Consider the following 22,678-nt stretch of genomic DNA (forward strand, 5'->3'; position numbering starts at 1 on the left):
ATAGGCCAAGATGGACGGCGATGTCTGCTGCCCTTGACGAATCACTGCGCAAAGTCGTCGGAGACCGCACCGCGAAGGTGCTCGCCGACCACCTCGACCTGCACACCGTCGGCGATCTGCTGCACCACTACCCGCGCCGGTACGCCGAACGCGGAGAGCTCACGCGCCTCGCCGACCTGCCGCTCGACGAACACGTCACCGTCGTCGCGGAGGTCGCCAAGGCGGACAAGAGGACGTACAACGGAGGGACCGGCGTCCGGCTGGAAGTCGTCGTCACCGACGGCAGCGGGTCGCTGACGCTGGTGTTCTTCAGCAAGGCGGCGCACGCGCACGCCCACCGGCTGATCCCCGGCCGCCGTGGCATGTTCTCCGGCAAGGTGTCGGTCTTCAACCGCACGCGGCAGCTCGCGCACCCCGACTACCAGCTGCTCGACGCGGACGACGGCAAGGACGGCGGGGAAGCGGCCGCGTTGTTCGCGAACCAGCAGATCCCGCTCTACCCGGCGTGCAAGCAGATCAGCTCCTGGCAGATCGCCCAGTCCGTGCAGACGGTTCTCAACTCGATGGAGGCCACCGGCTGGGCGGGCGTCGGCGAACCGCTGCCGGCCGCGCTGCGCGAGGCGCGCGGTCTCGCCCCGCTCTCCGAGGCGCTGGAGAAGGTCCACCGGCCGCGCACCAAGGCCGATATCGCCGAGGCCAGGGACCGGCTGAAATGGGACGAGGCATACGTCCTCCAGGTCGCGCTGGCCCGCCGCCGGGCCGCCGATTCCGCGCTGCCCGCCACCCCGCGCACCCCGCGCGCCGACGGGCTGATGACCACCTTCGACGCCCGGCTGCCGTTCACCCTCACCGAGGGCCAGCTGAAGGTCTCGGCGGAGATCTTCCATGACCTCTCGACCGACCACCCCATGCACCGCCTCCTGCAGGGCGAGGTCGGCTCCGGCAAGACGCTGGTGGCCCTGCGCGCCATGCTCGCCGTCGTCGACTCCGGCGGCCAGGCCGCGATGCTCGCACCGACCGAAGTGCTCGCGCAGCAGCACCACCGGTCGATCACCGAGATGATGGGCGACCTCGCGGGCGGCGGCATGCTCGGCGGGGCGGAGAACGCCACCAAGATCGTGCTGCTCACCGGCTCCATGGGGGTGCCCGCCCGCCGCCAGGCGCTGCTCGACCTGATCAGCGGGGACGCCGGGATCGTGATCGGCACGCATGCGCTGATCGAGGACAAGGTCCAGTTCCACGATCTGGGCCTGGTCGTGGTCGACGAGCAGCACCGCTTCGGCGTCGAGCAGCGGGACGCGCTGCGCGCCAAGTCAGCCAAACCCCCGCACCTGCTGGTGATGACCGCGACCCCGATCCCGCGCACGGTCGCCATGACCGTCTTCGGCGATCTGGAGACCTCCGTCCTGGACCAGCTGCCCGCGGGCCGCTCGCCGATCGCCACCCATGTCGTCCCCGCGAAGGACAAGCCGCACTTCCTGTCCCGCGCCTGGGAACGGGTTCGCGAGGAGGTCGAGAACGGCCATCAGGCGTACGTGGTCTGCCCGCGCATCGGCGACGAGGAGGACGCGAAGAAGAAGCCGGACGACGCGGAGCGCCGGCCGCCGCTGGCCGTCCTCGACATCGCCGAGCAGCTCGCCAAGGGGCCGCTGGCCGGGCTGCGGGTCGAGATTCTGCACGGCAGGATGCAGCCGGACGCCAAGGACGACGTGATGCGCCGGTTCGCCGCCGGCCGGGTGGACGTCCTCGTGGCGACCACGGTCATCGAGGTCGGCGTCAACGTCCCGAACTCCACTGTCATGGTGATCATGGACGCCGACCGCTTCGGCGTCTCACAGCTCCACCAGCTGCGCGGCCGGGTAGGCCGCGGCTCCGCCCCGGGCCTCTGCCTGCTCGTCTCCGAGGCGCACGAGGCGAGCCCCGCCCGGCAGCGCCTCGCCGCCGTCGCCGCGACCCTGGACGGCTTCGAGCTGTCCCGTGTCGACCTGGAGCAGCGCCGCGAGGGCGACGTCCTCGGCCAGGCCCAGTCCGGCACCCGCTCGTCCCTGCGCATGCTGACCGTCATCGACGACGAGGAGGTCATCGCCGCCGCCCGTGACGAGGCCACCGCCCTGGTCGCCGCCGACCCGGATCTGGCCGGCCACCCGGACCTCCGCAGCGCCCTGGAGAGCCTGCTCGACGCGGACCGCGAGGAGTACCTCGACAAAGGCTGAACGGCCTTGCTGAGCAGGCTGATTGTCAGTGCCCCCTGAGAGAATGGACGTAGTCCAAGTCGATGGACCTTTGGGGGCAAAAGCATGTCGTTCCGTCATCTCAACGAACTGCCGCTCGGCGACAAGGTCTTCCGGATCGAGCTCGCCAGCGACGACGACACCACCGTCACTCTCACCCTCTCCGGCTGGAGTGAGGAAGACCCCGGCACCCTCCTCGCCTCCGGCGACCTGCGCCTGCCCATGGCGGATGTCCCGTCCCTGCGGATCGCGCTCAACCGCGCGCTGCGCGCCCTGGCCCTCGTCGCCGACGTATCGGAACCGATCCCCGACCGTGACGTGCTCCGTGAGCTCTTCCCCGGCCACGGCGCCCCCTGGGTGCCGCAGCACGAGGAGGAACTGCTGCGCCGGTTCCACGACAGCGAGACCGTTGCCCGGATAGCCGCCCGCTTCGGGCGGACGCCGGATTCGGTCCGCACCAAACTGCGTGAGCTGGGTCACGACCCGCGCCGCCCCGAGTACTGCCCGCCCGACGGCTGCCTCTCCTGGTCCCGATACGCCTCCGCCTCCCTGGTGGGAGCCGTGGAGGAGCCCGGCTCGGAGTGACTCCGTATCGTGGGGGAACGACGTTGCTCGCGTCGTTTCCCCCACGATGTCGAGGACGTGACCGACGAGATGACCCGCGTGATCGCCGGAGCCGCCGGTGGCCGCCGCCTGGCCGTGCCTCCGGGCAATGGGACCCGCCCCACCTCGGACCGCGCCAAGGAGGGCCTGTTCTCCACCTGGACGTCGCTGCGCGGCACGCTGCACGGAGCCAGGGTGCTGGATCTGTACGGCGGCTCCGGGGCGGTCGGCCTGGAGGCGCTGTCGCGCGGCGCCGAGCACGTCCTGCTGGTCGAGGCCGATCCGGTCGCGGCCCGCACCATCAGGGAGAACGTCCAGATGATCGGGCTGCCGGGCGCCGAGGTACGGGCCGCCAGGGCCGAGCAGATCCTCGCCGGCCCGGCGCCCGCGCGGCCGTTCGACGTGGCCTTCCTGGACCCGCCGTACGACCTGTCAGCCGAGGATCTCCGGGAGATCCTGCTCACACTGCGGATCCAGGGGTGGCTGGATGACGGGGCGATCGTCACCGTGGAACGGCGCACCCGCGGCGGAGTCTCTCCCTGGCCGGTCGGCTTCGAGGCAGTCAGGGCCCGTCGCTACGGCGAGGCGACCCTTTGGTACGGTCGCGCCGCCGAAGTTACCGCCGAGTCATGAACGGCCCGGAGAGCGAGGAGTCTCAGTTGCGTCGCGCAGTCTGTCCGGGGTCCTTCGATCCCATCACCAATGGACATCTCGACATCATCGCCCGCGCCTCCAGGCTGTACGACACCGTGTACGTGGCGGTGATGATCAACCAGTCCAAGCAGGGTCTGTTCTCTGTCGAGGAGCGCATCTCCCTGATCCAGGAAGTGACCGCGGAGTTCGGGAACGTGCAGGTCGAGGCGTTCCACGGCCTGCTCGTCGACTTCTGCAAGCAGCGCGACATCCCGGCCATCGTCAAGGGCCTGCGCGCGGTCAGCGACTTCGACTACGAGCTGCAGATGGCCCAGATGAACATCGGGCTGTCCGGGGTCGAGACGCTCTTCGTCCCCACCAACCCCACCTACAGCTTCCTGTCCTCCAGTCTCGTCAAGGAGGTGGCCCAATGGGGCGGCGACATCTCCCACTTGGTGCCGCCGGCGATCCTGGCGGCTCTCAACGACCGGCTCGGGCAGCGCTAGAGTCTGCATGTCCCGTCCGGACCCGGCCGGGCCCCGCCGAGGAAAGACTGACGCCCCGTGGACGTGCAGAAGAAGCTCGACGAGATCGTCGCGGCCATCGAAGGCGCGCGGTCCATGCCGATGTCCGCCTCCTGCGTGGTCAACCGCGCCGAGCTGCTGAGCAGGCTCGAGGAGGTGCGCTCGGCGCTCCCCGACTCGCTGTCGCAGGCCGAAGCACTGCTCGGCGGCCGTGAGCAGATGGTCGAGGACGCCCGCCTCGAAGCGAACCGGATCATCGAGTCCGCGCACGCCGAGCGCGGCTCGCTGATCTCGGACACCCAGGTCGCCCGGCAGTCCCAGGGCGAGGCGGAGCGGATCGTGGCCGAGGCCCGCCGTGAGGCGGAGGAGATCCGCGCCGAGGCCGACGACTACGTGGACAGCAAGCTCGCCAATTTCGAGGTCGTCCTCACCAAGACCATCGGCTCCGTCGACCGGGGCCGCGAGAAGCTGCTCGGCCAGGGTCCCGGCCTGGACGAGCAGGGCTACGAGGACGCGGACGCCCCCGAACGCAGCGCCGACCCGGAGACCCTGCGCCGCCGGGCCGACGACTATGTGGCCACGAAGCTCGGAGCCTTCGAGGCGGTGCTCTCCAAGACCCTGGAGGCCGTCGGCCGCGGCCGGCTGAAACTGACCGGCCACAGCGTCGAGGACGAGCTGGGCGCCCACATGGCGGCCCAGGACGCCGCGGACGCGGCGGCCGGCCACCAGACCGACGCCGAGTTCATGGCGGGCCTGGCGGCCCCGGTCCCCGAGCAGGCCCAGCAGACGGACTACACGTACGACGCGACGCCCGTCCCCGCCCCCGACTACGGCTACCAGCAGCAGGAGTACGTCCAGCAGGCCGCGTACTCCGACCCGTACGCCGCACAGCAGCAGGGCTACCCGGAGCAGGCCGGATACGGCTACCAGCCGGACTACGGACAGCAGCAGCAGGCCTACGCCGACCCGCAGGCGCAGTTCCCGCAAGAGCAGCAGCCCTACGCCCAGCAGCAGCACCAGCAGCATCAGCACCAGGCCGCCGCCCTGGACGAGACCAGCCTGTTCGACACCGGCATGATCGACCTGAACCGGCTGCGGGAGCTGGAGCAGGGCCGCTGACGGCGCTCGCCAGCGGCCGGTGGGACCGGCGGCCGGCGGGGCAGGGAAGGGGCGAGTTGGGTCCTTGGCGCACGTCCAGTATCCTGACCTTTCCAGCCGTGTGAATCGCCGGCTCTTCGGGCTGCCCACCCCCCGGGTGAGGGCAAGCCGGACCGATGAAAGAGGAAGCCCTGAAAACCCCCCGTCTCGACCACCGCGACCCGCTCGTGTTCGACACGCATGAGCTGGGTCGTCGTCCTGGTTCGATGCGGAAGGTCTCCCGTTCGGTTCCGGCACCGAAGGACCTCGGTATCGAGGTCATCACGGTGCCCGAGAACGCGCCCGTACAGCTGGAGCTCCGCTTGGAGTCGGTCATGGAAGGGGTACTTGTCACAGGTACCGTCCGTGCGCCGCTCACAGGGGAGTGCGTAAGGTGTCTGGAGCCGTTCGAGCGCAAGCTCGATGCGGAATTCCAGGAGATGTACTCCTACCCCGACGCCGACACCCGGACCGCCCGCAAGGACGAAGCCGGTGACGACGCGGAGGAGGAGGCTCTCTTCCTCGAGGACGACCTGTTCGATCTCGAACCCGCGCTGCGGGACGCGGTGGTGCTCGCACTGCCGCTGCAGCCGGTGTGTCAGGAAGACTGCCCGGGACTGTGCTCCGAGTGCGGAGAGCGGCTCGCGGACGATCCGGACCACCACCATGAGGTCGCCGACATCCGTTGGGCGGCCCTGCAGGAATTTAAGAAGAGCGGTGCCGACCAGGGCGCCGACGAGAACCAGGAGAAGTAGCCGTGGCTGTTCCGAAGCGGAAGATGTCGCGCAGCAACACGCGCCACCGCCGTGCGCAGTGGAAGGCTGTTGTTCCGAGCCTGGTGGCGTGCGAGAGCTGCCACCAGCCGAAGCAGAGCCACATCGCGTGCCCGAGCTGCGGCACGTACAACCGTCGTCAGGTCCTCGAGGTCTGATCGGCGGGTGACAGGCTCCATGTCAGACGCCAAATCGCCGAAGCAGGCGCCGGCGGACACAGCCTGGTCTCACACGCTTCTGGAAGGGCGGCTCGGGTACACACTCGAGCCCGCCCTTCTGGTGCGTGCGCTGACCCATCGCTCGTTCGCGTACGAGAACGGCGGTCTGCCCACCAATGAGCGGCTGGAGTTCCTCGGGGACTCCGTGCTCGGTCTGGTGGTCACGGACACGCTGTACCGCACCCACCCCGACCTGCCCGAAGGCCAGCTGGCCAAGTTGCGGGCCGCGGTGGTCAACTCGCGTGCGCTGGCGGAAGTGAGTCGCGACCTCGACCTGGGCGGATTCATCCGTCTCGGACGGGGTGAGGAAGGCACCGGCGGCCGGGACAAGGCATCGATCCTCGCGGACACCCTCGAGGCGGTCATCGGCGCGGTCTACCTGGACCAGGGGCTGGACGCCGCTTCCGAGTTCGTCCACCGGCTCTTCGATCCACTGATCGAGAAGTCGTCCAACCTCGGGGCAGGCCTGGACTGGAAGACCAGTCTCCAGGAGCTGACCGCGAGCGAGGGTCTCGGTGTCCCCGAGTATGTGGTCACCGAATCGGGCCCCGACCACGAGAAGACCTTCACGGCTGCCGCCCGCGTCGGTGGTGTCGAGTACGGCGCCGGCACCGGCCGCAGCAAGAAGGAAGCAGAACAGCAGGCGGCCGAGTCCGCCTGGCGTGCGATTCGCGAATCCGCAACCGCGGCGAGCTGAACGCACACACGTCAGTACGAGCCCACCGGCACTCAGCCGGTGGGCTCGACGCGTACCCGGAGGAGGAGCGGTGCCCGAGCTGCCTGAGGTCGAAGTCGTCCGCATCGGGCTGGAGCGCTGGGTCACCGGCCGCACCGTCGCGGACGCGGAGGTGCTGCATCCGCGCGCCGTCCGCCGTCATCTCGCGGGTTCGGAGGACTTCGCGGACCGGCTGGCCGGTGCGCGGATCGGCCCGGCCCGCCGCCGCGGCAAGTATCTGTGGCTGCCGCTGGACGGCGAGACCTCGCTGCTCGGACACCTCGGCATGAGCGGCCAGCTGCTCATCCAGCCGCACGGGACCCCGGACGAGACCCATCTGCGGATCCGGATCCGGTTCGACGACGAGCTCGGGACGGAGCTGCGCTTCGTGGACCAGCGCACCTTCGGCGGCCTGTCGCTCCACGACGTCGTACCGGGGGACCCACAGGGCCTGCCCGTACCGCTCGCGCACATCGCCAGGGACCCGCTCGACGACGCCTTCGACGAGGATCTCTTCCACGCCGCGCTGCGCCGCCGCCGGACCACGATCAAGCGCGCCCTGCTCGACCAGTCGCTGATCAGCGGGGTCGGCAACATCTACGCCGACGAGGCGCTGTGGCGCTCCCGGCTGCACTACGAACGGCCCACCGCGACGCTGACCCGGCCCAGGACCGCCGAGCTGGTGACCCATGTCCGCGAGGTGATGGCGGACGCGCGGGCGGCCGGCGGCACGAGCTTCGACAGCCTGTACGTCAACGTGAATGGTGAGTCCGGCTACTTCGACCGGTCGCTGGACGCCTACGGCCGGGAGGACGAGCCGTGCCGCCGCTGCGGTACCGCGATCCGCCGCCGCCCCTGGATGAACCGTTCCAGCTACTTCTGCCCGCGCTGTCAGCGCCCGGCGCGCTCCGCGTCGTAGGCCTGCCGGGCTGCCAGCACCTCGGGCATCCGGCCTTCGACCAGGTGGATCAGGTCGAGCAGCCGCTGGGTGGTGTCCAGGCCCAGCGGGGTGAGGCGGTATTCGACGCGCGGCGGGTTGGTCGCCTGCGCCTCGCGGTGCACCAGCCCGTCGCGTTCCAGCGCGTGCAGCGTCTGGGAGAGCATCTTCTCGCTCACGCCCTCGACCCGGCGGCGCAGCTCGTTGAAGCGCAACGTGTCCTCGCCAAGCGCGCCGAGCGTCAGACTTCCCCAGCGGCCCGTCACGTGCTCCAGGGTGCCGCGTGAGGGGCAGCTGCGGGCGAAGACGTTGAAGGGGAGCTGGGGTTCTTGCAGCGACACGTCGTGCTGGGGGCAGTCGGTCATAAGGGCAGCGTACGCCTGGATTGCGCTAACCGACAGGCTGCGCTTTCGAAAAGTTAGTATTTGGATCCTGCTAGAACCCGAAGTCCTGTGTCCACCAGGGGCCGCCCGAAGCGAAGTGGACTCCCACGCCGAGGGTCTTGTAGTCGCAGTTCAGGATGTTGGCCCGGTGGCCGGGGCTGTTCATCCAGGCGGACATCACGGCCGCCGCGTCGGCCTGGCCGCGGGCGATGTTCTCCCCGCCGAGATTGGTGATGCGGGCCGCCTTGGCCCGGTCCCAGGGCGTGCTGCCGTCCGGGTCGGTGTGATCGAAGAAGTCGCGGGCCGCCATGTCCTGACTGAACGCCTGGGCGAGTTTGGCCAGCGACGCGTCCGTGGCGACGGGGGAGCAGCCGACCTTGGCGCGCTCGGCGTTCACCAGCGACAGCACGGCGGCCTTGGCGGCGGTGGTGCTGCCGTCCTGGGTCGGCGTCGTGGTGGGGGTGTGGGTCTGCGTGGCCGCGGGGGAGGTCGACGGGGCGGCCGTCGTACGGGAGGGCGTCACCTTCGGGGACGGGGTGATGCCGGTCGCGGTGGCGGAGGTCGTGGGCGCCGTCGTCGGGGCGCTGCTGCGGGTTCCGCCGCGGCTGGTGGGTGCGGTCGTGCGGCCACCGGTCTGCGGAGTGGGGGAGCCGGCGTCCGTCACCGAGGGGCCGGACGAGCCGTCCGTCTGGGTGCGTGATGCGGCGTTGTCGCGCTGGCCGAGGCCACCCGACGGTCCGTTCAGCGACGGCAGCAGCCCGGAGGACATCGCCACGGCGCCCACGGCCAGGGCGGCGGACGACGCCAGCAGTCCGGTGCGTACGGGACTGTGCGGGCGCCGGCGACCCCGGTGGCCTCGCTGCGGCGTGGCGGTCTCGGCGACTGTGCGACTGTGGCGGCCCATGTGGCGGTGTCCTCACTTTCTCGGATTGACCCGAACGGGTGAGTCCTGTTGCCGGGCGACTGTATCGAACGACGCACGGGACTGGAGTGAAGCCTGCGCAACTGACGGGATAGCGTGCGCACATGAACGAAAATGTCCGGCTTACGGCATGGGTGCGCGGGCGCGTCCAGGGCGTCGGTTTCCGCTGGTGGACCCGGGCCAACGCGATGCGGATCGGCGGTCTGACCGGATACGCCGGCAACCTCGGGGACGGCCGGGTGCAGGTCGTGGCCGAGGGGGAACGCAAGCAGTGCGAACAACTGCTCGACTGGCTGGGTACCGGGGACACGCCCGGCCGGGTCGACGGCGTCACCGAGATCTGGGGCCGGCCGCGCGGTGGCTATGACGGATTCGAGATCCGCTGACGGTCACTCCGCGCGTACATGCCGCGGGCATTCACCGACGGCAAGGTGCCGCGGGACAGTTGCCATATCCGGAGTGTCGTGCAAGGCTGCCGACATCGAGGATGATCTCGACGCCCCACGGGCAGCCGCCGGCGCTATTTCGCCGTGTTTTCTGAGGCCGACCCGAGGACTGGGCTGTGATCGTGTTGACCGTCCAACTATTTGGTGAGACGCTGGAAGCCCCGCGCATCGTAGCCGTAATGCAATCGAAGCGGCGGCTTCGGCGCTCCGCGCGGGTGCACATACCCCTCACTCACGACCCTACCGCTCCCGGTCGGTCACTCAGCGTGGAGGACCATCAATCATGGCAAAGGCGCTTCTCGGTTACGTCGGCGGCCCCGACCCGCGACTCCTCGCCGAGATGCGAAGGCTTCAGCAGCGCGTTCAGGATCTGGAGTCCGAGCTCGTTCGGATGCAGGCCGAGAACGATGAACTGACTGTGGCGTCGCACGAAGAGTCGCTGCTCAGCAGCATCGATGTATCTCGCGCGGAACCCGTACTCGCCTGATCCGGACCCAGTACCCGGACGGGTGCCACGGCACCGCTAGAGAATTTTGCAAGGGACGCTTCGGCGTCCCTTCGTCGTTCCGTCCTCCCCGCAGGCCCCCCGACGATCACTGATCTCTTCGTCTGATGTGCCCTGCACCTTCCCTGGCGAAACCGAAGCCGGAAGGTAGAGTCCGACGGCGTGCATCTCAAGAGCCTCACGCTGCGCGGATTCAAATCCTTCGCCTCCGCCACGACGCTGCGCTTCGAGCCCGGCATCACGTGCGTCGTAGGCCCCAACGGGTCCGGTAAGTCCAATGTGGTGGACGCGCTCTCCTGGGTCATGGGCGAGCAGGGAGCCAAGTCGCTGCGCGGCGGCAAGATGGAGGACGTCATCTTCGCCGGCACCACCGGCCGCCCGCCGCTGGGCCGCGCCGAGGTGTCGCTGACGATCGACAACTCCGACGGTGTGCTGCCCATCGAGTACGCCGAGGTCACCATCACGCGGATCATGTTCCGCAACGGTGGCAGCGAATACCAGATCAACGGCGACACCTGCCGGCTGCTGGACATCCAGGAACTGCTCTCCGACTCCGGTATCGGCCGCGAGATGCACGTCATCGTGGGCCAGGGCCAGCTCGACTCCGTCCTGCACGCCGACCCGATGGGCCGCCGCGCCTTCATCGAGGAGGCGGCCGGGGTGCTCAAGCACCGCAAGCGCAAGGAGAAGGCGCTGCGGAAGCTGGACGCGATGCAGGCCAACCTCGCGCGCATACAGGATCTGACGAACGAGCTGCGGCGGCAGCTCAAGCCGCTGGGACGGCAGGCGCAGGTCGCGCGGCGCGCCGCCGTCATCCAGGCCGACCTGCGGGACGCCCGGCTGCGGCTGCTCGCCGACGATCTCGTCATCCTGCGCGAAGCGCTGCGGGCCGAAGTCGCCGACGAGGCGTCGCTCAAGGAGCGGCGCGACGCGGTGGAACGGGAGCTGGCGGCCGCCCTGCAGCGCGAGACCGCGCTGGAGGAGCAGGTCAGAGCACTCGCGCCGCGGCTGGCCGACGCGCAGGCGACCTGGTACGGCCTCTCCCAACTCGCCGAACGGGTGCGCGGCACGATCGGGCTCGCCGAACAGCGGGTGCGGCACGCCACCGGGCAGCCGGCCGAGGAGCGGCGCGGCCGGGAGCCGGAGGACATGGAACGCGAGGCGGCCCGGATCCGCGAGCAGGAGGCCGAACTCACCGAGGCGCTCGACGCGGCGCAGCGGGCGCTGGACGACACCGTCGACCACCGCGCCGCCCTGGAACGGGAACTCGCCGCGGAGGAACAGCGGCTCAGGTCCGTGGCGCGGGCGATCGCGGACCGCCGCGAGGGCCTGGCGCGGCTGCAGGGCCAGGTCAACGCGGCACGTGGCCGCGCCGGTTCCGCCGAGGCGGAGATCGGTCGGCTCGCCACCGCCCGTGACGAGGCACGGGACCGCGCCGAATCCGCGCAGGAGGAGTACGAGGAACTCAAGGCGCGGGTGGACGGCCTGGAGGCGGACGACTCCGAGCTGGAGGAGCGCCTCGACGCCGCCGGGCGCGAACAGCAGCAGGCCGAGGAGGCGTTCTCGGCCGTACGCGAAGCCCTCACCGCGGCCGAGCGTGAGCGCGCCGCCCTCACCGCCCGCCGCGACGCGCTGGCCCTCGGACTGCGCCGCAAGGACGGCACCGGCGCGCTGCTCGCCGCCGGCGACCGGCTCAGCGGGCTGCTCGGCCCCGCCGCCGAACTGCTCACCGTGGCGCCGGGCTTCGAGGTCCCCGTCGCGGCCGCCCTCGGCGCGGCGGCCGACGCGATCGCCGTATCGGGCCCTTCGGCCGCCGCCGACGCGCTGCGGCTGCTGCGCAAGGAGGACGCAGGCCGCGCGGCCCTGCTGGTGGCGGACGGACCGTCCTCCGGGGTGTGGGCAGGTGTCGCGCGGGTCGAGGCGGGGGCAGCCACAGGCGCGGCTCCGGGAGAGGGCGGGCACAGCCCGGCCACCGGCCCGCAGCCGGCAACGATGCATCAGGCCGCCGTGGCCGCCGCCGTACCGCACGCGCGCGGCGAAGCCGCCACGCTGACGGCCGGCACCCGCCCCGCCGCCGCCCTCGTCGGCGGGCCGGACGATCTGCTCCCCGCGGTCCGCCGTCTCCTGCGCGACACGGTCGTCGTGGAAACCCTCACCGACGCGGAAGCCCTCGTGGCCGCGCACCCGGGGCTCACCGCCGTCACCGCCGAAGGCGACGTGCTGGCCGCGCACTTCGCGCACGGCGGGTCGGCGGGGGTGCCGAGTCTGCTGGAGGTGCGGGCCGTCGTCGACGAGGCGGCGCGGGAACTGGAGCGGCTGGCGGCGCTGTGCGGGTCGCTGGCGGAGGACCAGCGGGAGGCGAAGGAGCAGCGCGCGGCAGCTGCGCGGACTGTCGACGCGCTCGCGCAGCGGCGGCGGGCGGCGGAGAAGGAGAAGTCGTCGGTCGCGCAGCAGTTGGGGCGGCTGGCCGGGCAGGCGCGCGCGGCCGGGGGAGAGGTGGAGCGCAGCGCCTCCGCCGTGGGGCGGGCCGAGGAGGCGCTGGCCGTGGCGATGGAGGAGTTCGAGGAGCTGTCGGTACGGCTGGGGGAGGCCGGGGAGACCCCGGGCGAGGAGGAGCCGGACACCTCCGTACGGGACCGCTTGGCCGCCGACGGGGCCAACGCCCGTCAGACCGAGATGGAGGCGCGGCTCCAGGTCCGTACCCACGAGGAGCGGGTGAAGGGGCTGGCCGGACGGGCCGACGGGCTGGACCGTGCGGCCCAGCTGGAGCGCGAGACGCGGGCCCGCGCCGAGCGGCGCCGGGCGCGGCTGGAGTACGAGGCGCGGGTCGCCGCGGCGGTGCTGGCCGGTGCGCGGGCCCTGCTGGAGTACGTGGCGGTGTCGGTGTCCCGTGCGGAGGAGGAGCGCGCGGCGGCCGAGCGGGCGCGGGCGGAGCGCGAGGCGCAGCTGGGGGAGGAGCGCCGGCAGGGCCGGGAGCTGAAGGCAGAGCTGGACAAGCTGACCGACTTCGTCCACAAGGGCGAGGTGCTGGGCGCAGAGAAGCGGCTGCGTATCGAGCAGCTGGAGACCAGGTCGCTGGAGGAGCACGGCATCGAGCCGTCGGGACTGGTGGACGAGTACGGCCCGCACCATCCGGTGCCGCCGTCGCTGCCGGCCGAGGGCGAGGAGCTGCCGGAGGACCCGGAGCACCCGCGCAACCAGCCGAGGCCGTTCGTGCGCGTGGAGCAGGAGAAGCGGCTCAAGGCGGCGGAGAAGGCCTACCAGCAACTGGGGAAGGTCAATCCGCTGGCGCTGGAGGAGTTCTCCGCGCTGGAGGAGCGCCATAAGTTCCTGACCGAGCAGCTGGAGGACCTGAAGAAGACCCGGCTGGATCTGCTGCAGGTCGTCAAAGAGGTCGACGAGCGTGTTGAGCAGGTCTTCTCGGCGGCGTACCACGACACGGCGCGGGAGTTCGAGGGGGTGTTCTCGCGGCTCTTCCCCGGTGGCGAGGGCCGGCTGATCCTGACCGATCCGAACAATATGCTCACGACCGGCGTGGACGTCGAAGCGCGGCCGCCCGGGAAGAAGATCAAGCGGCTGTCGCTGCTGTCGGGTGGTGAGCGCTCGCTGACCGCGGTGGCGCTGCTGGTGTCGATCTTCAAGGCCCGGCCGAGCCCGTTCTATGTGATGGACGAGGTCGAGGCGGCGTTGGACGACACCAACCTGCAGCGGCTGATCCGGATCATGGAGGAGCTCCAGGAGAGTTCACAGCTTGTCGTGATCACCCACCAGAAGCGGACGATGGAGGTCGCCGATGCCCTGTACGGCGTATCCATGCAGGGCGATGGGGTCTCCAAGGTGATCAGCCAGCGGTTGCGCGAAGGCAAGCGGCAGACCGCCTGACCCTTCCTGCACTCTTCCTGACTCTTCACGTCTTCAATGTTTGAACTCAAGCGAGTGATCTCTGTGCTCATGGCTGCTCGCGGCGACTGCTGACCCCCTGTTGACTTCGAAACTTGAAGGCATAGTCTCGGCAACGTCACTTTTACATTCGAGTGGTGGCCGCCCGGGGGGCGGTCGACCCTGGAAGATCCAGCCCCTCACGCGAGGGCTCACCGCCGAGCCCCAGGAGTACACGTTGACCAGCACCGCACGTGCGGCCGGCCCGGAAGGCCGACTGGCTCATCCGGATCACCTCGGCCATGTCATCTTCATCACCGCGGCCGCCGCCATGGGCGGCTTTCTCTTCGGCTACGACAGCTCGGTGATCAACGGCGCCGTCGAGGGCATCCGCGGTAAATACGACATCGGATCCGCCACCCTCGCCCAGGTCATCGCCATCGCACTGATCGGCTGCGCCATCGGCGCCGCCACCGCGGGCCGTATCGCCGACCGCATCGGCCGGATCCGCGTCATGCAGATCGCCGCCGTGCTCTTCACGATCAGCGCCGTGGGTTCCGCGCTGCCGTTCGCCCTGTGGGACCTCGCGATGTGGCGGGTGTTCGGCGGTATCGCCATCGGTATGGCCTCGGTGATCGGCCCCGCGTACATCGCCGAGGTCTCCCCGCCCGCCTACCGGGGACGGCTGGGCTCCTTCCAGCAGGCCGCCATCGTGGTCGGCATCGCCATCTCCCAGCTCGTCAACTGGGGCCTGCTCAACGCCGCCGGCGGCGACCAGCGCGGAAAACTGATGGGCCTGGAGGTCTGGCAGGTCATGCTGGGCGTGATGGTCGTGCCGGCCATCCTGTACGGGCTGCTGTCCTTCGCCATCCCCGAGTCGCCGCGCTTCCTCATCTCCGTCGGCAAGGTCGACACCGCGAAGCAGGTGCTCGCCGACGTCGAGGGCCGGCACATCGACCTCGACGCACGGGTCGCCGAGATCGACCACGCCATGCGCAGCGAGCACAAGTCCCGCTTCGGCGACCTGCTCGGCTCCCGGTTCGGATTCCTGCCGATCGTCTGGGTCGGCATCGGCCTCTCGGTCTTCCAGCAGCTCGTCGGCATCAACGTGGCGTTCTACTACTCGTCCACGCTGTGGCAGTCGGTGGGCATCGACCCGGGCAGCTCCTTCCTGTACTCGTTCACCACGTCGATCGTGAACATCATCGGCACCGTGATCGCGATGATCTTCGTCGACCGGATCGGCCGCAGGCCGCTCGCGCTGATCGGCTCCGTGGGTATGGCCGTCGCCCTGGGGCTGGAGGCCTGGGCCTTCTCCGCCAAGACCACCGCCGGGACGCTTCCCAACACCGAGGGCACCGTGGCGCTCATCGCCGCCCATGTCTTCGTGCTCTTCTTCGCCCTCTCGTGGGGTGTCGTGGTCTGGGTCTTCCTCGGCGAGATGTTCCCGAACCGGATCCGCGCCGCGGCGCTCGGCGTGGCCGCCTCGGCGCAGTGGATCGCCAACTGGGCGATCACCGCGAGCTTCCCGAGCCTGTCGGACTGGAACCTGTCGGCGACGTACGTCATCTACACCTGCTTCGCCCTGCTCTCGATCCCCTTCGTGCTCAAGTTCGTGAAGGAGACCAAGGGCAAGACCCTGGAGGAGATGGGGTAACGCCCCGTCATGGGCGGGTCGTCACGCCTCACCCCTTCAGGCGGGGCAGGACCTGCTCCGCCAGCAGATGCAGGCTGCGCCAGCCCTCGTCGACCGGCATGCCCCCGCACAGGGGGTGCAGGACCAGGCTCGCCTGATCCCCGCCGGCCTCGGCGAGGGCGACGCATTCGTCGGGCGTGACGATCCGGTAGACACCTTCGCCGCGCAGCTCCTCGACCCCGGTGGCGGCGGAGCGCACCGCGGACCGGATGTCGGCGGACTGCCAGGAGGCGTACATCCGGGCCTCGTGCAGCAGGTGCTCGCCGTACTGCGCCCAGGCGCGGTCGGGGTCCTCGGCGATGTGCAGCAGCGGGACCTTCGCCGGCGGCATCATGCACCAACCCTCGGTGCCGTACTCGGCGAGCCGCTCCTGGTAGTACGCCTCCAGTTCCGGCAGATGCGCGCTCGGGAACAGCGGCAGACCGAGCCGGGCGGCGCGGCGGGCGGCGGCCTTCGAGCTGCCGCCGACCAGCAGCAGCGGATGGGGCCGGGTGAACGGGCGCGGGGTGACCCGTACCGTTCTGCCGCGGTAGGCGAAGGGCTCGCCGGTCCACGCGGACAGGAGCGTCTCCAGGATCTCGTCCTGGAGCTTGCCGCGCCGCGTCCAGTCCTGGCCGTGCGCGTCGTATTCCGCCTGCCGGTAGCCGATGCCGGCCACGGTCACGAGCCGGCCGCCGCTGAGCAGGTCCAGGACGGCGATGTCCTCGGCGAGCCGCAGTGGATCGTAGAGCGGGCCGATCAAGGCGGAGATGGTGACCGCGATCCGGCGGGTGGCGCCGAAGACCGCGCCCGCGAAGGTGAGGGGCGAGGGCAGCCAGCCGTTGGCCGCGCCGTGGTGTTCCTCGGTCTGGATGGTGCCGACGCCGCGGTCGTCGGCGTAGGCCGCCATTTCGAGGGCCGCCTTGTAGCGGGCGCTCAGCGACGAGGGTTCGGCCGCGGGATCGACGAGGTTGAAACGGACGACCGTGATGGGCATGGCAGACGTTTCCCTTCGCCGGTGATGGGCCAGATGGACGCTAGCTGACGGCATGTCAGATTGGTAGGGGCGCGCGCCCGCGGCGCACGGGCCGGCCCGGAGGGCGCCCCGGCACCCGGCCGCATCGACGGGGACGGCGCGGCGACGGCGCGGGGACCGGGCCGGGCGGGGCCGGGCGGAGGCCGGAGCGGAGGCCGGAGCGAGGGAGGGGGAGCCGACCGGGCCGGGCGGTCTTTGTCGCGGCCACCCGCGCACGTGACCGATACTGGTTCGGATATGGAAACCGTCATCCTTGCTGTAGTCATCGCCCTGGTCGCGGTCGTCGCGGCCGGCGGACTGGTGGTCGGCAGCCGCCGCAAGAAGCAGCTGCCGCCCGCACCGCCGAGCACGCCGACCATCACCACGCCGCCCGCCGAGCCAGGCGTCGGGGACGAGGCGGAAGTCCCACGGGACGAACCCCGCCGGACGATCGAAGAGGTCGTCCTCCCCGAAACGCCTGGCGTGCCGGACGCCGTGGAGGAGCTGCCGTTCCCGGCCGCTCCGGAAATCGAGCAGCCGGAACCCAGCGCGGGCCGCCTGGTGCGGCTGCGCTCCCGGCTGTCGCGTTCACAGAACACCCTCGGCAAGGGGCTGCTCGCGCTGCTCTCCCGCGAGCACCTCGACGAGGACACCTGGGAGGAGATCGAGTCCATCCTGATCACCGCCGATGTGGGTGTCGCGCCGACGCAGGAGCTGGTGGACCGGCTGCGCAGCCGGGTGAAGGTGCTCGGCACCCGCACCCCCGCCGATCTGCGCGCCCTGCTGCGCGAGGAGCTGCTGACGCTGGTCGACCCCTCGCTGGACCGGGTGCTGCGTACCGAGAGCCATGAGACGACACCGGCCGTGGTGCTGGTCGTCGGCGTCAACGGCACCGGCAAGACCACGACCACTGGCAAGCTCGCCCGCGTCCTGGTGGCCGACGGCCGCAGTGTGGTGCTGGGCGCGGCGGACACCTTCCGTGCCGCCGCCGCCGACCAGCTGCAGACCTGGGGCCAGCGGGTCGGTGCCCGCACCGTGCGCGGACCCGAGGGCGGCGACCCGGCGTCGGTCGCCTTCGAGGCAGTGAAGGAAGGTATCTCCGCGGGTGCGGACACCGTCCTGATCGACACCGCGGGCCGGCTTCACACCAAGACCGGTCTGATGGACGAGCTGGGCAAGGTCAAGCGGGTCGTGGAGAAGCACGGCCCGGTCGACGAGGTGCTGCTGGTGCTCGACGCGACCACCGGGCAGAACGGACTGGTGCAGGCCCGGGTCTTCTCCGAGGTCGTGGACATCACCGGCATCGTGCTCACCAAGCTGGACGGCACCGCCAAGGGCGGCATCGTGATCGCGGTCCAGCGCGAGCTGGGCGTTCCGGTGAAGCTGATCGGTCTGGGCGAGGGCGCGGACGATCTGGCGCCCTTCGAGCCCGAGGCGTTCGTCGACGCCCTGATCGGCGACTGAGACGACCTGTCCGGCCGGCCAACGGCCGCGAGAGTTGTATACGTAAGGGGCGCCCCTCCCGAAGGGCGCCCCTTACGCCTCCCCGGGATATGGCTTCGGCGGCCGGATGGCGGTCGGCGGTCGCCGGGGAAGAGCGGCTCGGTGTGCTGCGCTCGATGTGCTGCGCTCAGTGCAATGCAGTCGGTGTGCTGCTCTCAGTGTGGCGCTGTCAGGACCGTACGAGCCAGGGGCCGGGCGCGCGGTCGCGGTGGCAGACGTACGCCAGGGTGCCGAGCAGCAGCCGGGCCTCCGGCGGCTGGTGGACCGAGTCGAGCATCGGGGACCTGAGCCAGCGCACGGGCCCATGGCCGCCGAGGTCGGACGGCGGGGCGGTGACGTGGTCGCCGAGCCCCAGGCAGCGCAGATCGAGGTCGGCGTCGTCCCAGCCCATCCGGTAGAGCAGGTGGGGGAGCTCGGACGCGGCGCCCGGCGCGACGAAGAACTGCGCACGGCCGGTCGGGGTGACCAGCACAGGACCGAGCCGCAGCCCCATCCGCTCCAGCCGCACCAGAGCGCGGCGCCCGGAGTGCTCCGCAACGTCGATCACGTCGAAGGTGCGGCCCACCGGCAACAGCACCGCCGCTCCCGGTACCTGCTCCCACGCCGCCGCGGCCTGTTCCAGGGTCGCGCCGCCCGGGATCTCGTCGGCGAAGACCAGCGGGTGGGCTCCGGGCTCCTTGCAGCCGGGGTCACCGCAGGAGCAGACCCCGCCGCCGCGGGCGGCGCGCGCTCCCGGCGTGACCGCCCAGCCGCACAACCCCGTGTACTCCGCCACCGTGGTGCACGCCGTGGCGCGTTCCCTGCGGCGCGAGCCGGACCGGATATCCCGAATGCCGCCGATCGTGAAACCCATGACACCCCCAACGGGTCGCAGTCGCCGATGGTTACGCCCCTGCCTGACCGGCGTGTGTCAAGTGAATCGTGTGCAGCCGCGGAGGAGTTCATTCGAAGGGGTGGCGAATGGTGGCGTTTCCGTGGTGGCACTCGCCGGATGGGTGATCGTAGGATTACTTTCGGTTCGTGAGGCCAGCCATGTGTCCCTTCCGGGTATGCCGGAGGCAAGATATCGGCCCGGACTCAACGGGCCTTGGCCGTAAGGGCGTTGGGCGACTCGGATGGGGGCCTACCGGTGGGCGGCACACAAGACAAGCAGCCCAACGCGCAGTTGAACTCGTGGTTCGTGCGCAGTGGCTGGTCGAAGGGCGAGTTGGCACGTCAGGTCAACCGCAGGGCGCGTCAGATGGGCGCCCACCACATCAGCACCGACACCTCCAGGGTGCGGCGCTGGCTCGACGGCGAGCAGCCGCGCGAGCCGATCCCGCGCATCATGTCCGAGCTCTTCTCCGAGCGATTCGGCTGTGTGGTCCCGGTCGAGGACCTGGGACTGCGATCCGCGCACCAGTCACCGTCCGAATCGGGCGTGGACCTGCCCTGGGCGGGCCCCCAGACGGTCCAGCTGATCAACGAGTTCTCCCGCAGCGACCTGATGCTCGGCCGTCGCGGCTTCCTCGGAGCCTCGTTGGCTCTCTCGGCGGGGCCCGCCCTCGTCGAGCCGATGCAGCGGTGGCTGGTGCCCACCTCGCTCGGCGGCTTCCCGCCGCCGGCCACCGGGGTGCCGCGTGATACCGGCAACCGGCCGAACCGGCTGTCCGAGCCGGAAATGCAGCTGCTGGAGACCACCACCGTGATGTTCCGGACGTGGGACAGCCAGTGCGGTGGCGGCCTGCGCCGCAAGGCGGTCGTCGGCCAGCTTCACGAGGTGACGGACCTGCTGCAGGAGTCGCACCGGGAGGCGGTCGCCAAGCGCCTCTACCGGGTGACCGGCGACCTCGCCGCGCTGGCGGGCTGGATGAGCTACGACGTCGGTCTGCAGCCCACCGCGCAGAAGTACTTCGTCCTGGCGCTGCACGCCGCCAAGGAGGCGGCGGACCGTCCGCTGGGCGCGTTCATCCTCTCCAGCATGAGCCGCCAGATGATCCACCTGAACCGGCCGGACGACGCGCTGGAGCTCATCCACCTCGCCCAGTACGGCAGCCGCGACTCGGCCACCGCCACCACCCAGGCGATGCTGCACGCGGTCGAGGCGCGCGCCTACGCCAACATGGGCCAGGTCAGCAAGTGCCACCGGGCGGTGCGGATGGCCGAGGACGCCTTCACCGAGACCCGCGGCAGCGAGGACCCGGACTGGATCAGCTTCTTCAACGAGGCCGAGCTGAACGCGGAGAACGCCCACTCCTACCGCGATCTCGCCTACGTGGCCGGCCGCAGCTCCACCTACGCCTCGCTCGCCCACCCGGTCATGGAGCGTGCGGTCGAGCTGTTCGGCCAGGACGCCGTCCACCAGCGTGCGTACGCCCTCAACCTCATCGGTATGGCCACCGTCCACCTGCTGGAGCGCAACCCCGAGCAGGCCGCCGATATGACCCACCAGGCCATCTCGGTGGCCAGGAAAGTGCGCTCGGAGCGGGTGAACACCCGGATCCGCAAGACCGCCGACACCGCGATGCGCGACTTCGGAGAGGTGGCGGAGGTCATCGACCTCTCCGAGCGGCTGGCGGTCGAGCTCCCCGAAGTGGCCGAAACCGCCTAGTCGGCGGCGTCTCCAGACTCCGGCCGCGGCAGTCCACCCGAACAGCCCGACTCGGCTCCCCCACGCCAGGTCAACCGGGTGGCTTCCGCGGCCGGTCCCGTATACGGCGACCGCGCCCTCCGGGAACGGTTCATCTTCACGTAACACGCGCGACGTCTTCGTCACCGCGGCGAAACACCCTGCGGCATCACCGGAAACCCGGCTGGGACAACCTCTGGGCGATAACCGGCCCACCCAGCTCGGTCCCGCAGGGCCGCTCGGATGACGAGGAGACGCCGATGGCACCAGCCATCATGACGCTTGCCGCTGACGCGCCCAAGCTCGATACCGGAAGTACGGCGTTCATGCTGCTCAGCGCCGCCCTGGTCATGATCATGACCCCGGGCCTCGCCTTCTTCTACGGGGGCATGGTCCGCGTCAAGAGCGCGCTGAACATGTTGATGATGAGCTTCATCAGCCTCGGCATCATCACCATCCTGTGGACGCTCTACGGATTCAGCTTTGCCTTCGACACCGGCAACGGCTTCATGGGCGGCACCGACTGGCTCGGGATGCGCAACATCGGCATCGCCGAGCTGTGGCCCGGATACGGCATCCCGGTCTATGTGTTCGCCGTCTTCCAGCTGATGTTCGCGATCATCACCCCGGCGCTGATCAGCGGCGCGCTCGCCGACCGCGTGAAGTTCACCGCCTGGGCGCTCTTCATCACCCTGTGGGCGACGATCGTGTACTTCCCGGTCGCCCACTGGGTCTGGGGGTCGGACGGCTGGCTGTTCAAGTACGGCGTGATCGACTTCGCCGGTGGTACCGCGGTCCACATCAACGCGGGCGCCGCCGCCCTCGGCGTGATCCTCGTCATCGGCAAGCGGGTCGGCTTCAAGAAGGACCCGATGCGGCCGCACAGCCTGCCGCTGGTCATGCTCGGCGCGGGCCTGCTGTGGTTCGGCTGGTTCGGCTTCAACGCGGGCTCCTGGCTCGGCGCCGACGGCGTCGCCGCCGTCGCGTTCACCAACACCCAGGTCGCCACCGCCGCCGCGATGCTCGGCTGGCTCGCCTACGAGAAGCTCAGGCACGGCTCCTTCACCACCCTGGGCGCCGCCTCCGGCGCGGTCTCCGGGCTGGTCGCCATCACCCCGGCCTGCGGTTCCGTCTCCCCGCTCGGCGCGATCGCCGTCGGCGTCATCGCCGGTGTGGCCTGCGCCGCGGCCGTCAGCCTGAAGTACCGCTTCAACTACGACGACTCCCTGGACGTCGTCGGCGTCCACATGGTCGGCGGTATCGTCGGCTCGCTGCTCATCGGCTTCTTCGCCACCGGCGGCGTCGGCCAGACCGCCAAGGGTCTGTTCTACGGCGGCGGGCTCGACCAGCTCGGCAAGCAGGCGGTCGGCGTGGGCGCGGTACTGGGGTATTCCCTGGTCGCGTCCGCCATCCTCGCCAAGCTCATCGACCTGGTCATGGGCTTCCGGGTCAGCGAGGACGATGAGGTCACCGGCATCGACCAGATCGAACACGCCGAGACGGCGTACGACTTCGCCGGAGCGGGCGGCGGCTCGGTCCGCACCACCGCGGTTCCCGGCCCCGGCAGCACGACCAGCGAGGCCGGCGCCTCGACGAAGAAGGTGGACGCGTGAAGCTCATCACGGCAGTTGTGAAGCCGCACCGGCTGGACGAGATCAAGGAAGCCCTGCAGTCCTTCGGAGTGCACGGCCTGACGGTCACCGAGGCCAGCGGCTACGGCCGGCAGCGCGGCCACACCGAGGTCTACCGCGGCGCCGAGTACACCGTCGACCTCGTGCCGAAGATCCGCATAGAGGTACTGGTCGAGGACGGTGACGCCGATCAGCTGATCGAAGTCATCGTCAAGGCCGCCCGCACCGGCAAGATCGGTGATGGCAAGGTATGGAGCATTCCGGTCGAGACAGCGGTCCGCGTACGCACCGGCGAGCGCGGACCGGATGCCCTCTAGCAAATAGCGCCCAGCGCTGGAGC

21 protein-coding genes are annotated in these 22,678 nt (G+C 70.4%); 17 read left to right on the plus strand and 4 right to left on the minus strand.

Going from position 1 to position 22,678, the window contains the following annotated elements; genetic code table 11:
• Positions 1-20: 20 nt before the first annotated feature.
• The 9 genes from recG to mutM all read left to right on the plus strand — a co-directional run bounded on the left by recG (position 21) and on the right by mutM (position 7,753).
• Positions 21-2,213, plus strand: a complete 2,193-nt coding sequence (recG, locus tag QMK24_RS09195) for an ATP-dependent DNA helicase RecG (RefSeq protein ID WP_283464830.1) — start codon at positions 21-23, stop codon at positions 2,211-2,213.
• 84 nt (positions 2,214-2,297) lie between these two features.
• Positions 2,298-2,816 carry a hypothetical protein gene (locus QMK24_RS09200; protein ID WP_283464831.1) on the plus strand — a complete coding sequence of 173 codons (519 nt, stop codon included), beginning with the start codon at positions 2,298-2,300 and terminating at the stop codon, positions 2,814-2,816.
• 69 nt (positions 2,817-2,885) lie between these two features.
• Positions 2,886-3,467, plus strand: coding sequence for a 16S rRNA (guanine(966)-N(2))-methyltransferase RsmD (gene rsmD / locus QMK24_RS09205; RefSeq protein WP_283464945.1), 582 nt, complete (start codon positions 2,886-2,888; stop codon positions 3,465-3,467).
• 26 nt (positions 3,468-3,493) lie between these two features.
• Positions 3,494-3,973 (plus strand): pantetheine-phosphate adenylyltransferase, encoded by a 480-nt coding sequence (gene coaD / locus QMK24_RS09210; RefSeq protein ID WP_283464832.1) that lies wholly within the window; start codon positions 3,494-3,496, stop codon positions 3,971-3,973.
• A gap of 57 nt (positions 3,974-4,030) precedes the next feature.
• Positions 4,031-5,110, plus strand: coding sequence for a cell division initiation protein (locus QMK24_RS09215; protein ID WP_283464833.1), 1,080 nt, complete (start codon positions 4,031-4,033; stop codon positions 5,108-5,110).
• A 155-nt stretch (positions 5,111-5,265) separates the two neighbouring features.
• On the plus strand, positions 5,266-5,883 hold the full coding sequence (locus QMK24_RS09220) for a YceD family protein (RefSeq protein ID WP_283464835.1): 618 nt from the start codon (positions 5,266-5,268) through the stop codon (positions 5,881-5,883).
• Between the two features lie 2 nt (positions 5,884-5,885).
• Positions 5,886-6,059, plus strand: a complete 174-nt coding sequence (gene rpmF, locus QMK24_RS09225) for a 50S ribosomal protein L32 (protein WP_283464836.1) — start codon at positions 5,886-5,888, stop codon at positions 6,057-6,059.
• A gap of 19 nt (positions 6,060-6,078) precedes the next feature.
• Positions 6,079-6,816 (plus strand): ribonuclease III, encoded by a 738-nt coding sequence (rnc, locus tag QMK24_RS09230; protein WP_283464837.1) that lies wholly within the window; start codon positions 6,079-6,081, stop codon positions 6,814-6,816.
• A 70-nt stretch (positions 6,817-6,886) separates the two neighbouring features.
• Positions 6,887-7,753, plus strand: coding sequence for a bifunctional DNA-formamidopyrimidine glycosylase/DNA-(apurinic or apyrimidinic site) lyase (gene mutM / locus QMK24_RS09235; RefSeq protein ID WP_283464840.1), 867 nt, complete (start codon positions 6,887-6,889; stop codon positions 7,751-7,753).
• On the opposite strand, the gene QMK24_RS09240 is transcribed toward mutM, so the two are convergent.
• Entirely contained in the window at positions 7,726-8,136 is a 411-nt protein-coding gene (locus QMK24_RS09240) for a winged helix-turn-helix transcriptional regulator (protein WP_283464842.1), read from the minus strand. The two genes, mutM and QMK24_RS09240, sit on opposite strands and share 28 nt — an antisense overlap.
• Positions 8,137-8,206: 70 nt before the next feature.
• Positions 8,207-9,058, minus strand: coding sequence for a CAP domain-containing protein (locus tag QMK24_RS09245; protein WP_283464844.1), 852 nt, complete (start codon positions 9,056-9,058; stop codon positions 8,207-8,209).
• Between the two features lie 122 nt (positions 9,059-9,180).
• Between QMK24_RS09245 and QMK24_RS09250 the strand changes: the two genes are divergently transcribed.
• From QMK24_RS09250 to QMK24_RS09265, 4 genes are all read left to right on the plus strand, one after another.
• On the plus strand, positions 9,181-9,462 hold the full coding sequence (locus tag QMK24_RS09250) for an acylphosphatase (protein ID WP_283464845.1): 282 nt from the start codon (positions 9,181-9,183) through the stop codon (positions 9,460-9,462).
• A gap of 343 nt (positions 9,463-9,805) precedes the next feature.
• Positions 9,806-10,009 carry a hypothetical protein gene (locus QMK24_RS09255; protein WP_283464847.1) on the plus strand — a complete coding sequence of 68 codons (204 nt, stop codon included), beginning with the start codon at positions 9,806-9,808 and terminating at the stop codon, positions 10,007-10,009.
• Positions 10,010-10,189: 180 nt separating this feature from the next.
• Entirely contained in the window at positions 10,190-13,909 is a 3,720-nt protein-coding gene (locus QMK24_RS09260) for an AAA family ATPase (protein WP_283464849.1), read from the plus strand.
• Between the two features lie 235 nt (positions 13,910-14,144).
• Complete coding sequence (locus QMK24_RS09265; protein ID WP_283464850.1) at positions 14,145-15,563, plus strand: sugar porter family MFS transporter; 1,419 nt, start codon at positions 14,145-14,147, stop codon at positions 15,561-15,563.
• Between the two features lie 28 nt (positions 15,564-15,591).
• On the opposite strand, the gene QMK24_RS09270 is transcribed toward QMK24_RS09265, so the two are convergent.
• Positions 15,592-16,578, minus strand: a complete 987-nt coding sequence (locus QMK24_RS09270; protein WP_283464852.1) for an LLM class flavin-dependent oxidoreductase — start codon at positions 16,576-16,578, stop codon at positions 15,592-15,594.
• A gap of 276 nt (positions 16,579-16,854) precedes the next feature.
• Here QMK24_RS09270 and ftsY point away from each other — a divergent pair, with 276 nt between their 5' ends.
• Positions 16,855-18,060 carry a signal recognition particle-docking protein FtsY gene (gene ftsY / locus QMK24_RS09275; RefSeq protein ID WP_283464853.1) on the plus strand — a complete coding sequence of 402 codons (1,206 nt, stop codon included), beginning with the start codon at positions 16,855-16,857 and terminating at the stop codon, positions 18,058-18,060.
• Positions 18,061-18,268: 208 nt separating this feature from the next.
• On the opposite strand, the gene QMK24_RS09280 is transcribed toward ftsY, so the two are convergent.
• Positions 18,269-18,952 (minus strand): bifunctional DNA primase/polymerase, encoded by a 684-nt coding sequence (locus tag QMK24_RS09280; RefSeq protein ID WP_283464854.1) that lies wholly within the window; start codon positions 18,950-18,952, stop codon positions 18,269-18,271.
• A 276-nt stretch (positions 18,953-19,228) separates the two neighbouring features.
• Here QMK24_RS09280 and nsdA point away from each other — a divergent pair, with 276 nt between their 5' ends.
• The 3 genes from nsdA (at position 19,229) to QMK24_RS09295 (ending at position 22,655) form a co-directional block, all read left to right on the plus strand.
• A complete protein-coding gene (gene nsdA / locus QMK24_RS09285; protein ID WP_283464855.1) occupies positions 19,229-20,689 on the plus strand; it encodes a transcriptional repressor NsdA in 1,461 nt (486 codons plus the stop codon).
• Positions 20,690-20,967: 278 nt separating this feature from the next.
• Positions 20,968-22,320 carry an ammonium transporter gene (locus tag QMK24_RS09290; RefSeq protein ID WP_283464856.1) on the plus strand — a complete coding sequence of 451 codons (1,353 nt, stop codon included), beginning with the start codon at positions 20,968-20,970 and terminating at the stop codon, positions 22,318-22,320.
• Positions 22,317-22,655 carry a P-II family nitrogen regulator gene (locus QMK24_RS09295; RefSeq protein ID WP_283464857.1) on the plus strand — a complete coding sequence of 113 codons (339 nt, stop codon included), beginning with the start codon at positions 22,317-22,319 and terminating at the stop codon, positions 22,653-22,655. Before QMK24_RS09290 ends, QMK24_RS09295 begins: the two co-directional genes overlap by 4 nt.
• Positions 22,656-22,678: the final 23 nt, after the last annotated feature.

The organism is Streptomyces sp. PH10-H1 (assembly GCF_030063355.1).
Lineage (GTDB): Bacteria > Actinomycetota > Actinomycetes > Streptomycetales > Streptomycetaceae > Actinacidiphila.